This window comes from Gemmatimonadales bacterium, assembly GCA_041390145.1.
Lineage (GTDB): Bacteria > Gemmatimonadota > Gemmatimonadetes > Gemmatimonadales > GWC2-71-9 > SPDF01.
This window is the reverse complement of record JAWKQM010000002.1, coordinates 291,500-305,061: the sequence shown is the minus strand read 5'-3', so window position 1 is coordinate 305,061 and position 13,562 is coordinate 291,500. Positions and strand designations below refer to the sequence as shown.

General features: G+C 67.1%; 7 protein-coding genes. 5 read left to right on the top strand and 2 right to left on the bottom strand.

From position 1 onward, the window contains the following. Nucleotides 1-50 precede the first annotated feature (50 nt). A complete protein-coding gene (locus R2910_01400; protein MEZ4411625.1) occupies nucleotides 51-1,133 on the bottom strand; it encodes an LptF/LptG family permease in 1,083 nt (360 codons plus the stop codon). Then, the gene (locus R2910_01395) at nucleotides 1,133-2,743 is read right to left on the bottom strand and encodes an LptF/LptG family permease (protein ID MEZ4411624.1); all 1,611 of its coding nucleotides are present in this window, start codon (nucleotides 2,741-2,743) and stop codon (nucleotides 1,133-1,135) included. Before R2910_01395 ends, R2910_01400 begins: the two co-directional genes overlap by 1 nt. 91 nt (nucleotides 2,744-2,834) lie before the next feature. Here R2910_01395 and sprA point away from each other — a divergent pair, with 91 nt between their 5' ends. From sprA to R2910_01370, 5 genes are all read left to right on the top strand, one after another. Next, nucleotides 2,835-8,879 (top strand): cell surface protein SprA, encoded by a 6,045-nt coding sequence (gene sprA, locus R2910_01390; protein MEZ4411623.1) that lies wholly within the window; start codon nucleotides 2,835-2,837, stop codon nucleotides 8,877-8,879. Further along, nucleotides 8,879-9,781 (top strand): M28 family peptidase, encoded by a 903-nt coding sequence (locus tag R2910_01385; protein MEZ4411622.1) that lies wholly within the window; start codon nucleotides 8,879-8,881, stop codon nucleotides 9,779-9,781. The genes sprA and R2910_01385 overlap by 1 nt, the downstream gene beginning before the upstream one ends. 122 nt (nucleotides 9,782-9,903) lie before the next feature. Next, nucleotides 9,904-10,563 (top strand): helix-hairpin-helix domain-containing protein, encoded by a 660-nt coding sequence (locus R2910_01380; protein ID MEZ4411621.1) that lies wholly within the window; start codon nucleotides 9,904-9,906, stop codon nucleotides 10,561-10,563. A gap of 131 nt (nucleotides 10,564-10,694) precedes the next feature. Continuing rightward, nucleotides 10,695-12,407, top strand: coding sequence for a type IV-A pilus assembly ATPase PilB (pilB, locus tag R2910_01375; GenBank protein MEZ4411620.1), 1,713 nt, complete (start codon nucleotides 10,695-10,697; stop codon nucleotides 12,405-12,407). Beyond that, nucleotides 12,404-13,543, top strand: coding sequence for a type IV pilus twitching motility protein PilT (locus R2910_01370; protein MEZ4411619.1), 1,140 nt, complete (start codon nucleotides 12,404-12,406; stop codon nucleotides 13,541-13,543). The genes pilB and R2910_01370 overlap by 4 nt, the downstream gene beginning before the upstream one ends. Nucleotides 13,544-13,562: the final 19 nt, after the last annotated feature.

Sequence of the window (13,562 nt, the reverse complement as noted above, 5' to 3'; positions counted from 1 at the left end):
GGCCCCCGGAGTTCCGGGGGCCGTTTCGTTTGGTGGCGTGCCGTGCGCCCCTAGGTCCTTACCCGTTTCAGCAGGACCAGCGCCGCGCCCAGGAAGAGCACGTTCGGCGCCCAGGCCGCCATGAGGGGGTCGATGATCCCGCCCCTTCCGACCGCCTTGGCCAGGTTGATGATCAGCAGGAAGAGCACCGTGGTCGCCAGGCTGATGGCAATCCCGTACGCCGCCCCCGCCCGCGGGGAGCTCAGGCTGAGCGGCGCGCCGAAGAGTGCGATGATGAGGCAGGTGACCGGGATGGCGATCTTCAGCGCCCGCTCCACCCGCAGCTTGTTCACGTCGTTGCCGGAGCGCCGCAGCCCCTCGATGTACTCGCCGAGTTCCCGGTAGCGCATTTCGGACGGCTGCTTGGCGGCCGCCAGCAGCTGGCTCGGCGTCTGGGAGAGCGCGCGGAGCCGCATCTCCTGGGCGGTGAACACGGGCTGTACCAGTCCGCCGAAGATGACCCGGCTGGTCCCCCCCCACAGCTTCCACCCCGCGGCCGTGCTGTCGTATGTGGCACTATCGGCGCTGACGGCGAGGTAGGGGTAGTTCGTCCCGTTGCCCTGCCGGACGAAGACCGGATCCCGGAGCACCTGGTTGACGACGTCGAGCGTCCGGATGGTGTACACCCAGTTGGCGTCGGCTCCGTACACGAAGTTGTACCGATAGGTGGTGGCCCGCGCCTCCCGCGACTTCTGGAGTTCCAGCGACCTGCTGGAGGCGGACACCGAAATTTCCCCGACGACGAAGGCCAGCACCGCCGCCGCCGCCGCGGCAAGGAAGATCGGCCGCGCCAGCCGGTGAAAACTCGTTCCGCCCGCCTGCGCGGCCACGATCTCGGAGTTCCGGCTCATGGCCCCCAGCGTGAACACCGTGGCGAAGAAGACCGAGGCCGGCATCACCATCGAGATCTCTTCCGGCAGCACATAGACGTAGCTGACGACGATTTCCGTAACTGTCAGGCCGGTACTGAGGAGCCGGCGCATGTTGTCGGTGATCTTGATCAGCACCGACACGACCGGAAAGCCGAACGCGGTCAGCACGAAGATCCGGATCCAGGAGCGCAGGATGTACCGGTCGAGAATCGCGAGCCGCATCAACGCGCCCTCCATCGGGCCACCCAGCGCCGCACGAGGTCGGTCAGCTCTGCCAGGTCCCCGCCGCGGGTCGACCCCAGCTCGCGATTGACGCGCAGCAGCCCCACGGTGCCGAGGAGGGTGAAGATCACGTTGGGCGCCCACATGACCACCGCCGGCGGGAGGATGCCGGCGTCGGCCAGCGGCTCGCCGGCGGTCAGGCTGATGTAGTAGAGGGCGAAGATCCCAAGGCCGCCGCCAAGGACGAGGCCCATGCCGCCGCGGGGAAACCGGAGCGCCAGCGGAATGCCCACCAGCACGAACACCAGGCAGGCGACCGAGATTGCGTACTTCTTGTGCACCTCGACCAGGAAGCCGTCGGCTGTCCGCTTGGCCGACCTGATCCCCTCTGCGGTGTTTGCCACGTCCACCCAGGACGAAAGGGGCACCGATCGGGAAATGCCGTACTCCGCCAAGTCGCCCTCGCCGGGTGGCGCCTTGGCGGGGGCCGGCACCATGGCGGCGCTGTCCTTGCTCCCCATCTCCAGCTTTTGCCTGAGCCGCTCCCGCTTCCATCGGGGAAGTGTGTCGGCGGCTGCCCGGGGGTCGCGCGGGGCCGGCCGTTGTGCGGGATCCTGTGCCTCGACCGTCTCCGGCAGGAACCGCTGTCCCAGCGACCGGAACCAGCCGCACCACGGGGCCCCGCGTGCGCGCCCGGAATCGGGACTGGTGGGAGGGGCCGCCGGCAGGCCGAGCAGGTTGCGGAGGTCCTTGTCCACGCGCTCGGCGCGGGTCCGGGCGAGTGAATGCATTGCGGCGGTGGTGTCATGCACCTCATCCAGCATCTCGCAGGTGGTCATTTCCCGGTCGCTCTTCGGCACATCCCCTTCCGTGCGAGTCAGGGTATTGCCGACGCTCCGGACCCGCATGGTATTGACGGCGAAATAGGTCAGTTGCATCAGTCCGGGATCGGACCCCTTGAACTGCATGATCGAGCCGTCGTACAGGGTCAGGTAGAGGTCGTTCTGGTTGGCCTCGAAGCCCATCCGACCGCTGTCGGCATAGATGACCTGACGCCCCTGCTGGCCCGACATGTCGAAGATGGTCACATCGCGGAGCCGGCCGTCCGCCGGCTCGATCCGACCGGCCCGGAGAAAGAGGCTGGACGGGGGGACATCGTTCAGCGCCTGTTCCCGGAACTGGACGGTGGGCCGCTTGCGGCCGATGTCGAAGAGGAGGGCCTTCAGCCGGAGGTTGGCGGCGGGGAGCCCCTGGTCGACGAAGACGAAATCGGCCACCGTCAGGAGCAAGGCCGCGAGGAACACCGGCCGCAGGAGCTGCCCGATCGATATCCCGCTGGCCCGCATGGCGGTGATTTCGTTGCCCGAGGCCAGGGTGGTGAAGGCGTAGAGCACCGCGAGGAGCACGGCCATCGGCAGGGTCATGGCCACGATGAACGGCAGGCTGAGGAGGAACACCTCGCCGATCAGGCTCCACGGCAGGCCCTTGCCCACCAGGGCGCCGAATCGCTTGGCAATCTGGTTCAACAGCATGATGCTGGTCAGCGCCGCCACCGCAAACACGAACGGGGCCGCCAGCTGCCGGAGCACGTATCGGCTCAGCAGGCGCATTGGGGGCCCCAACGGTGGTTGAACCGCATTTTTTCGGGCGCTATATTGCCAAGGATCCTCACCACCATCGCCTCTCTTCTCCCGGACACGCGTGGCCCGTCTCGCCGTTGCCCTCGGGTTCCTGTTCCTGCTGCTGCCCGTCGCCGTGTCCGCCCAGGACACGCCGGGGGACCTCGGCGTCCGTGCGTCCTTTAATGTAGCGCTCCCAACCCTCCGGCAACCGCCGGCGGGCCGGGCCGTCTGGCTGGGGGCGCCCAGCGTCACTCCCGCCCAGATGGGCGCCCGGTGGGAGCGTCAGCTGGACACCCGCCTGGAGCGCGAGGAGGCCGCCGCGGCCTCGGCCTCCCTGATGGCCTCGCTCTACGGGGCCAACAACCTGCAGATCCAGTATATCAACGCGGCCGTCGAGGATCGAAAGAGCATCCTCGGCCTCCCGTCCAAGTATGCCGACCTGCGCATCGACGGGTCGGTCTTCCTCGAGCTCCGATCCGACCGGCTGCGGAACCTCACCTGCACCCCCGCGCAGCTCCTCGACCAGAACTCCGGCTGCCGGGGCGGGTTCAAGGCCCCGCGCCTCGACAACGAATTCAACGCGAAGGTCGGCGGGCTGATCGGCAGCCGGCTCCACCTGAATGTCGACTACGACTCCCGCCGGGAATTCAACGCCAACAACGACATCCAGGTGTATTACCAGGGATTGCAGGATGAAATCCTCCAGCGGGTCGAGGTCGGCACCGTCTCCTTCCGCGCCCCGCCCTCGCGCTTCCTGACCGCCGCCATTCCCGCCAACAACTTCGGGATCAACGCGACCTTCGAGTTCGGCGCCTTCACCCTCCAGGGGATGATGGCCACCCAGGAGGGGAGCGTCGTGGGACAGCGGGTGTACACGGTCGGTGCCACCACCAGCGAGCCCCAGGATCGCATCGTCCGTGACCTCGATTTCGAGTCCGGTCGCTTCTTCTGGGCCGTGGACCCGGTCACGCTCCCGAACTATCCCTTCGTGGACATCCTCAACCTCGATGCGGTATCCATCCCGCCGGCGGTCCAGCCGGCGGATGCGCAGGTCCGTGTCTACCGGTATCGCACCGGCGTCGGCAGCGGACTCAACCCGAACCTCGGCGGCATCACCGCCGTCGGGTTCCGGCCCGACGGGCCGGAGCGGGTGGAGGGCACGTGGCAGCTGCTGCTGCAGGGGGCCGACTACTACCTCGACCCGTCGGCGACCTGGTTCGCCCTGGCGACGCGGCTCGACCAGAACGATTACCTGGCCGTCAGCTACGTGACGGTGACTGGAACCCGGGTCGGGACGTTTCCCTCGGCGGAGAACCCGGCGGTGACCGACAGCGTGCTGCTCGTGGCCATTCCCAACCAGGGTCCGACCCAGCAGACCTTCCGGCACGAGATGCGCCAGGTGTACCGGGTGTCCGGCACCGACCTCGAGAAGTCGTCCCTCCAGGTGACGGTGTCACTCAACCAGTCCGAGCGCCCCTCGAGCGCCGATGCGCAGACCTATCTCGCCTTCTTCGGCCTGGCCATCCCGCCGGACCCGAACATCTTCGATATCGAGAACCGGCTCTTTCCGCGCACCCGCGATCCGGGCGCCGATCTCGTCCTGCGCGAGTCGTACATCGCCTATCCGACGCTGAAGCCGTTCATCGACCCGCGCCTCCAGCCGAATGAACGGGCCGACTCCGTCTACAACTCGCCGGTGTATCTCCTGCTGACGCCGCAGGGACCGCCCTCCCGCTTCCAGATGCGGCTCAAGTACGAGGCCGCCGGAGGCACCGACGCCGGGAGCCTGAACCTCAACGCGCTCCAGATCCGTCGCGGTTCTGAGCAGCTCATCGCCGGGGGCCGGGTGCTTGAGCGAGGCGTGGACTACGAAATCAACTACGACCTCGGGCAGGTCACCTTCAACAACCCCTCCACCCTCTTCCCCTCGGGCATCGGCACCGTGACGGCACGGTTCGAGGAGCGGGGCATCTTTGCCGTGGCCCCCACGTCGATCCTCGGCGGCACGCTGGGGTACTCCCTCGGCGATGTCGGGTCGGTCAACCTCGTCGCCATGTACCAGAAGGAACAGTCGGTCTTTACCAGGCCCACGCTGGGGTTCGAGCCAACCTCCAACCTCCTCACCGGGATCACCACCGACCTCCGCTTTCCGGTGGACGGGGTGACCCGGTTCTTCGACAAGCTCACGTCCCAACAGGTCACCGCCCCCTCGCTCTTGGACGTCCGCGCGGAGTATGGCACCACCCACCCCGACCCCAACGTGATCGGCCTCGCCTACCTGGAGGACTTCGAGGGCGAGTCGTCCATCCCGGTCAGCATGCTCACCTCACGCTGGGAGTACGGGAGCGTCCCGCAATCGTCGGTGGGCGTGGAGGGGCTCGGCTTCACGACCGGCTTCGACTCGCTCTGGGCGGTTCAGTTGAGCTGGCAGAACCTGGTTCCCGCCTGCAGCGGATGCGGGCCGATCGAACTCTATCCGCAGGACATCGACCCGACGATCATCACCAACGGCCAGGGGAGCGTCAACGAGACGGTGCTGTACTTGACCTTTCACGCCGATACGGCGGGCGGCATGGTGCAGCAGGACAGCCGGTCCCTCTGGAGTCAGCCGGCCCAGCCGTTTGCCCCACGCTGGCGCTCGCTGGTGACGCCCCTCTCCCAGAGCGGCCTCGACCTGTCCCGTGCGGAGTACCTGGAGTTCTGGGTGTTCCAGGGGGGCGAAGAGACGGTGGACGCCGCCGGGATGCAGCTGGTCATCGACCTGGGATCGGTCAGCGAGGACGCGCTGTCGGTGGTGCCCGACAGCCTGACCGTCGTCGGCTCGGACAGCCTCTACACCGGCCGGCACTACGACGGCGTCGGGCTCCTGAACAGCGAGCGGCAGTCCACCGGCATCTTCAACGCCTCGAACGACGACATCGGCATTCTCCTCGACCGGGTGGACTCCCTCTTCATCAACGGCGAGGTGGTCCGCGACGTCCCCACCTGCACGCAGATCCTCTCGGAAACCGTCCCGGTCTATCCCTGGGGCGACCTCGGCAGCCGCTGTACCAACGGCAACGGTTTCCTCGACACCGAGGACCTCAACGGCGACAACCGGCTCAACGCCCAGGGCGCCAACGACAACGTGCTCCGGTGGGTCGTCCAGCCGAACGAGTTGTCGCAGTACTATGTCCGCACCGGCGCCACCTCCACCAACGATCAGGGACAGACCTCCACGTGGACCCTCTACCGGGTGCCGATCCGGTTGCCGGAGGCCACGATCGGCACGCCCAATCTGCGGCTGATCCAGAGCATGCGGGTGACGCTCGTGGCCCCCGACATGGGCGAGCCGGACGTGGTGGCCAACTTCGCCCTGGCGCGGATGCGGTTCACGGGCGCCCCGTGGGTGCGCCGGGCCGACACGCCGCTGATCGGCATCGGCGGATCCACCGCCAGCCCGACCGGGACGATGTTCGCGGCCGTCATTTCCACGGAAGATGTGGCCCTGGGATACACCTCCCCGCCCGGCGTGACCAACGAGGCCGCACGCAACGACAATGGCCAGACGGTCAAGGGCGTGCAGATCAACGAGCACTCCCTCCGCATTGTGGCCACCTCGCTGGAGGTGGGCGAACGCGCCGAGGCCTACCAGCGCTTCCCCTCGGGCCCGCAGAACGTGCTCAAGTACGAACAGATCAACGTCTGGTTCCGCGGCAAGGGCGCAGGCTGGGACAGCGGGGATCTCCAGGCCTTCTTCAAGATCGGGAGTGACGACAAGAACTGGTACATGTACCTGCAGCCCGCGAGCAGCACCACGTGGACGCCGGAGGCGCGAATCAGCATCCCGGTCTGGCGCCAGCTCCGCGCGCAAATCGAGCAGCGGTGGCTGCAGGGACTGCCCCCGGACGGCGCGGCCGCCTGCGGCATCGGCGACGTGACGGCGTACGTCGCCTGCCAGGGGAACTACGTGGTGCAGGTGGCCGATCCGGGGGTCAACCCGCCCAACCTCGCCGCCGCGCAGGAGTTGGCGGCCGGCCTGTATCGGGTGCAGAACACCGAGGTGCTGGGCACCGTCGAGTTGTGGGTGGACGACATCCGCCTCGACAGCCCCCTCACCCAGTCCGGGTCGTCGATGGCGCTGGACGCCCGGCTGGCGGCGGCCGACGTGGCAGATTTTTCGGTCAACTACGTGCGGCAGGACGGGCTGTTCCAGCAGATCGGGCGCGACCCGACCTACCGGACGACCGGCGCGCTCGTGGTGGGAACGAACCTCCGGGTCGACCGGTTCCTCCCGGCGAGCCTTGGCATTGCGGTCCCGATGTCCATCACTCACACCCGCACCTCCGCGGATCCCATCCTCATCGGCGGGACCGATATCCTGGCGGCCGACATCGCCAACCTCCGCCAGCCGTCCAGCGGCCTGACCCAGTTCAATATCGCGATCCGTCGCACCAAGCGCGGGACCACGACGCTCGAACGGGGTCTCCTCGATCCGCTGACCTTCAACGCCTCGCTGACAAACGGCAACAGCCAGACCGAGCTTTCGACGGGCTCGAGCTCCGCGTCGCTGTTCAACCTCAGCTACGTGCTCCTCCTCCCGCGCACGGGGCCCACCGTGTCGCTCGGCGGGGCGGTGGACCAGTTGCCGTCGTGGGTGGCGCGGAGCGAGGGACTGACCGCCGCCCGGACGACCAAGATCAGCGTGGTGCCGGGCACGATTCGCTTCGGCAGCCAGCTCACGCGAGCGGAAAGCGACTTTACCGGCTACCTGGTGCCCGTGCTCCGCCCCGGGGACGCGGCGCTCCGGCCGGCGGTGTCGCTCACCAATCTCTGGCGCAACAGCGCGGGGCTCACCTGGCAGCCGATCGGTCTGCTCACGTTCAATACCGATCTCTCCAGCACCCGCGACCTGCGGGAGTACGACGACACCACCTCCATCGGCCGGCTGGCCAATGTCTCCCGCAAGGAGTTTCTCGGCATGGACGTCGGGGTGGAGCGCGACCGCAGCCTCACCACCGCCATCAACATCGCGCCGCGACTGACGTCCTGGATGCGCGGTCGGTTCAACACGAACAGCAGCTTCATCCTGTCCCGCAGCCTGACCAGCCGCGCGCCGATCCAGGAGTACGGCGACACCGGCACCTACGTCCTGCCGCAGACGCTGAACAATTTCCGTAGCCGTGAAATCGGCATCACCCTCGACCCGCCACGCGGATTCCGACAGTTGGTCAAGGACTCCAGCATCGCCAGCCGGGCGCTGTTGGGGCTCCGGGTGATCGATTTCGCCTATCGCACCAGCCTGAGCTCCACGTACGACCTTGCAACCTTCTCGCCCGATCTCGGCTACATGCTGGCGCGCGGCGGCTTGAACGACTTCCTTACCCAGGACGCGGACTCGGCCCTGAACGCCGTCGAAAGTTCCACGCTCACGGTTGGCGGCGGTGCCGACCTCCCGCTCGGCATCACCGCCAGCCTGCAATATTCGTCGTCGATCATCGATCGCTATGCGCGTGCCAGCAACAGTTATCTGCGCACCGAGATCACGCAGAAGGACTGGCCCATTGTCCAGGCGCGGTGGACCCAGACGCTCCAGCGCGGGTTGCTGACGGTCATCAGCCTGTCCACCAACCTGCGCAAGCGCTCCGGGCAGACCGTGCTGCCGTCCACGGCCGCCAGCGCCCTCTCGCTCACCGAATCGTCCACCTGGAGCAACGACCTCCAGCTGACCTTCCGGAAGGGTATCAGCCTCACGTTCGGCTACGGCGTGTCGACCAACGAGCGCCAGAGCAACGGCACCATCACCCAGGGCACCGGCGAGGACCTGACCGCCAACCTGATCTACCTCTTCCGGCTCCCCGGCAACATCAGCGCCGCGCGCAAACAGGTCCGGGTCTCGATCAATGCGCTGTCGAGCAAGGCGGAATCGTGCCTCGACCTTCCGGACGCCAGCGAGTGCGTCGGGATTTCAGACACGCGCCGGAAGACCCTCCGTGCCGGGATCGACACCGACCTGCTCTCGATTCTCACGGGGGGGTTCCAGGCCGCGTACGTGCTCAACGACATTCGCCAGCTGAACCGCAAGACCGAGCAACTGACGCTCAGCTTGACGTTCCAGCTCTCTCTCTTCTCCGGAGACTATTGATGCGCGTCTTCCACGCGCCAGCCCTCGTTGCGCTCCTGGCGCTTGCCTGCAGCCCCTCAAAGCCGCCGCGCCCCTTCGATGGCGAGGCGGCCTACCGTGCCGTGGAGGCACAGGTGGCCTTCGGTCCCCGGATTCCCGGAACGCCAGGGCACGCGGCCGAGGCGGCATGGCTCGACAGTCTCCTCCGTCCGCTCGCCGACACGCTCATTGTGCAGCGGTGGACGCACGTGACGGCCACTGGCGATTCGCTCCCGCTCGTCAATTTCGTTGCCCGCTTCAACCCGGGTGCCGGGGAGCGGGTCCTCTTCCTGGCGCACTGGGACACCCGCCCCCGCGCCGACGGCCCCGAGAGCCGTGACAGCTCGGCGGCCGTCCCCGGCGCCAACGACGGCGCATCCGGCACTGCCGTGTTGCTCGGCGTCGCCGCCGCCTTGCGGCAGGCGCCGCCGTCGGTCGGCGTGGACCTGCTGTTCGTCGACGGCGAGGACTACGGCGTGTTCGACGACAAGGCGGACGTTCTCCTCGGCTCCCGTTACTACGCGGACAACCCCGCGCCCGGTCCCCCGCCGCTCTACGCCGTGCTGCTCGACATGATCGGCGACCGTGATCTGCAGATTTATCAGGAAGGCAATTCCGTGACGGGGGCCCCGGAAGTGGTGGACCTGGTCTGGCGCGTCGCGAAGCAGGCGGGACACGGCAACGTGTTCGTCCCGGCCCTTCGCTACACCATTACCGACGACCATCTTTCCCTGCAGGCCAAGGGCATCCGGGCCATTGACGTGGTCGACTTCGACTACCCCTACTGGCACACGCCCGACGACACCCCGGACAAGGTCAGTGCCCAGAGCCTGCAGGTCGTCGGCGAGGTCGTGCTGGCGCTGGTGGCGAATACCGAGCGGTAGCGGACCAGGGCTGCGCGGCTGCTGGCGCTGCGAGGGCATGGACAGGCCCCCACCCGAGGGTGCCGGCGACCACGCGGATCGTGGCCCCCCGGGGCGCTCGCAGGATGCGCCCGTGACAGCCCATGCCTGGCATCCTCCGCAGCATGGAACCGACCGAGCGCCGGGCAATCGTGTTGCTTCTCCTCCTGGGGGTAATCGGGCAGGGTGTGCGGTGGTGGGCCGGCCGGCCGGGGGACCCCCCCGGCCAGGTGGCCCTGATGCCCGGAGAACGGCGCGGATCGCCCACCGCGCACCGGGACAGCGCGCTCGCCGCCACCCGGCCGATGGGGCCGGGCGAGACTCTCGACCCCGACCAGGCGACCGTGGGCCAGCTCCTCCGACTCCCCAAGGTCGGCCCCGCCTTGGCACGTGCCATCGTCGCCGATCGCGAGGCCAAGGGCCCATTCCGGAATGTGCAGGGCCTCGACCGTGTTGCCGGGATCGGCCCGAAGCTCCTTGAAGCGCTCGCCCCCTACCTGACCTTCTCAGGGGGATCTGCAGGGGGCGAGGCGGGTGCGGGCATCATCTGTAAACCTCCGGGAGCCGGGTGCCGGCTCCAGCTCAATTCGGCCACCGCGCGGGAACTCGAGGCCCTCCCCGGGATCGGGCCCGCCCTGGCCGGCCGGATTGTGTCATACCGCGAATCGCACGGTGACTTTGCGGACATCGGGGGACTCCGCGCGGTCCCTGGCATCGGATCGAGGCTCCTGGAGCGCCTGACGCCACTTCTGACAGTACGGTAAGTATTTGTTCTGCAATCACTTGAACTATCAGGTGAGGCGTGGATGCAATACATGGCACGGGAATGGCAACTCGCCCCTCCGGCTACTCTTGTCCTCTTTGTTGACCTCCGCCGCCGAGGGGCTGCACCAGCATGACGACTACGATGCGCGCCGCACGTGAGCCGCTCGCCGAGGCGCTCCTCCAGGAGGGGCTGCTGACGCCTGCCAAGCACGATCAGGCCGTGGCGGAGCAACGCTCCAGCGGCCATCGGCTCGGCTACGTCCTCGTCAAGCTGGGGTTTGTTCCCGAGTTGGAGATCACCAAGATCCTCGCCCGGCTGCACCGGATGCCGGCGGTGGATCTGTCGCGTTTCGAGGTCGATCCCAAGGTCCTCAAGCTGATCCCGGCCGACCTGGCCACCAAGAACGTCGTCCTCCCGCTCAAGCGCGAAGGCCGGACGCTCACGGTGGCCATGGCGGACCCGACGAACATGGGGGTCGTCGACGACCTGAAGTTCATCACCCGCTACGACGTGTTCCCGGTGCTGGCGGGGGAGCAGACGCTCCGCGGCATCATCGACCGGCATTACCAGGGCAGCGATCAGCAACTCCAGGACATCCTGAAGGACATGGAGGGGCAGGCCGAGGATGTCGAGATCGTCGAGGACATGGAGGACGAGGCGGCCACGCAGGCGCAGATCGACGACGCGCCGGTCGTCAAGCTGATCAACGGATTGCTGACCGACGCGGTCCGCCGCGGCGCCAGCGACATTCATATCGAGCCGTTTGAATTCGAGATGCGGGTCCGCTACCGGATCGACGGCGCGCTGCTCGAGGTCATGAAGCCGCCGCTCAAGATGAAGGCGGCCCTCACCTCGCGCATCAAGATTCTTTCGCAGCTCAACATCGCCGAGCGGCGGGTGCCCCAGGACGGCCGCCTCAAGCTGAAGATGGGCAACCGGGTCATCGACTTCCGTGTGTCGGTGCTGCCGGTGCTCTTTGGCGAGAAGATCGTGCTCCGTATTCTCGACAAGGGCAACCTGACGCTCGACCTCTCCAAGTTCGGGTTCGAGAAGAAGGCGGAGGACGACCTGATGGCCGCCATCCTCAACCCCTACGGCATGGTGCTCGTGACGGGGCCGACGGGCTCGGGCAAGACGACCACGCTGTACTCGGCGCTCTCGCGCATCAATACGATCGAATCGAACATCATGACGGCCGAGGACCCGGTCGAATACAACCTGATGGGGATCAACCAGGTGCTGGTCCGGAACGAGATCGGGCTCACCTTCGCCGCGGCGCTGAAGGCGTTCCTGCGGCAGGACCCCAACATCATCATGATCGGCGAAATCCGGGACCTGGAAACGGGCAGCATCGCCATCAAGGCGGCGCTCACCGGCCACCTGGTGCTCTCGACGCTGCACACCAACGATGCGCCGAGCACCATTACGCGTATGATCGACATGGGCATCGAGCCCTTCAACGTGGCGAGCGCCGTCAACCTCGTGGTGGCCCAGCGGCTGGTCCGGCGGGTGTGCAAGGACTGCGCGGCCCCGGCCACCTACAAGCCGGAAGAGATCAAGAGCCTCGGGCTGACCCCCGAGGAAGGGAAGAAGATGCAGTTCATGAAGGGGAAGGGGTGCGACACCTGCTCCGGGACCGGCTACAAGGGCCGGGCGGGGCTGTACGAGGTCATGGCCCTCTCCCCCGAACTGCGCCGCATGATCCTGCGCAGCGCGTCGGTGGCGGACATCCAGGCCATGGCGGTCAAGGAAGGCATGCTTACCCTGCGGATGGACGGGCTCAAGAAGATCGAGCGCGGGGTCACAACTCTCGAAGAAGTGGTGAAGGAGACGGCGGCATGAGTGTGAACCTGCGTGCGCTGCTGGAAGAAGTGATCGAGCGGGAGGCGTCCGACCTGCACATCACCGCCGGCGAGTGTCCCAAGCTCCGGATCGACGGCGACATCACCAACAGCACCACCACCTACGTGATGTCGCCCAAGGACACGCTGCAGCTGGCCTACTCCGTCCTGACGGAGAACCAGAAGAAGCGGTTCGAGACGGAAGACGAGCTCGACTTTTCCTTCGGCATCCAGAACCTGGCCCGGTTCCGTGGCAACTGCTTCAAGCAGCGCGGCTGCGTCGGGATGGTCATCCGGATGATTCCGTTCAGCCTCAAGACGTTCAGCGACCTCGGCCTCCCGCCGATCCTGGGCAAGCTGGCGGAAAAGCCCCGGGGGCTCGTCCTGGTGACCGGCCCGACCGGCTCTGGCAAGAGCACCACGCTCGCCGCCATGATCGACAAGATCAACAAGGAGCGGAAGGGGCACATCATCACGGTGGAAGACCCGATCGAGTTCATCCACCGCCACCAGTCGTGCATCGTCAACCAGCGCGAGGTGGGTACCGACACCAAGTCGTTCTCCACGGCGCTCAAGTACGCCCTGCGCGAGGACCCGGACGTCATCCTCGTTGGCGAAATGCGGGACCTCGACACCATCGGTGCGGCGCTCACGATCGCGGAGACGGGCCACCTGGCCCTCGCCACGCTCCACACCAACTCGGCGGCGGAGTCGATCAACCGGATCATCGACGTCTTTCCGTCCAACCAGCAGCAGCAGGTGCGGGCGCAGCTCGCCTTCGTGCTCGAGGGCGTCGTCACCCAGGTGCTGCTCCCCAAGGCGAAGGGGCGGGGCCGGGCCATGGCGTGCGAGATCATGGTGGCCACGCCGGCCATCCGGGCGCTGATCCGCGACGACAAGGTCCACCAGATCCAGAGCGCCCTGCAATCGGGCAAGAAGCACGGGATGCAGACGATGAACGACGCGCTGTACCAGCTCTACATGTCGCGCGAGGTGGAGCGCGACGAGTGCCTGCGCGTCTCGGGCGACCCGAACGAGTTTCTGCGCATGATTGGCGAAAAGCCGCTCGAGGAGCAGGAAATGGCCTCGGTGGGATCGATGGACTCGAAGGGCGGCAAGCCCGCGCTGCGCCGCTAACACACAGGGGAGACTGACA

Excerpts from the sequence above, each read along its gene's own strand:
- pilB (MEZ4411620.1), top strand. The coding sequence starts at position 10,695 with ATGACGACTACGATGCGCGCCGCACGTGAGCCGCTCGCCGAGGCGCTC.
- R2910_01395 (MEZ4411624.1), bottom strand. The coding sequence starts at position 2,743 with ATGCGCCTGCTGAGCCGATACGTGCTCCGGCAGCTGGCGGCCCCGTTC.
- R2910_01380 (MEZ4411621.1), top strand. The coding sequence starts at position 9,904 with ATGCCTGGCATCCTCCGCAGCATGGAACCGACCGAGCGCCGGGCAATC.
- R2910_01385 (MEZ4411622.1), top strand. The coding sequence starts at position 8,879 with ATGCGCGTCTTCCACGCGCCAGCCCTCGTTGCGCTCCTGGCGCTTGCC.
- R2910_01400 (MEZ4411625.1), bottom strand. The coding sequence starts at position 1,133 with ATGCGGCTCGCGATTCTCGACCGGTACATCCTGCGCTCCTGGATCCGG.
- R2910_01370 (MEZ4411619.1), top strand. The coding sequence starts at position 12,404 with ATGAGTGTGAACCTGCGTGCGCTGCTGGAAGAAGTGATCGAGCGGGAG.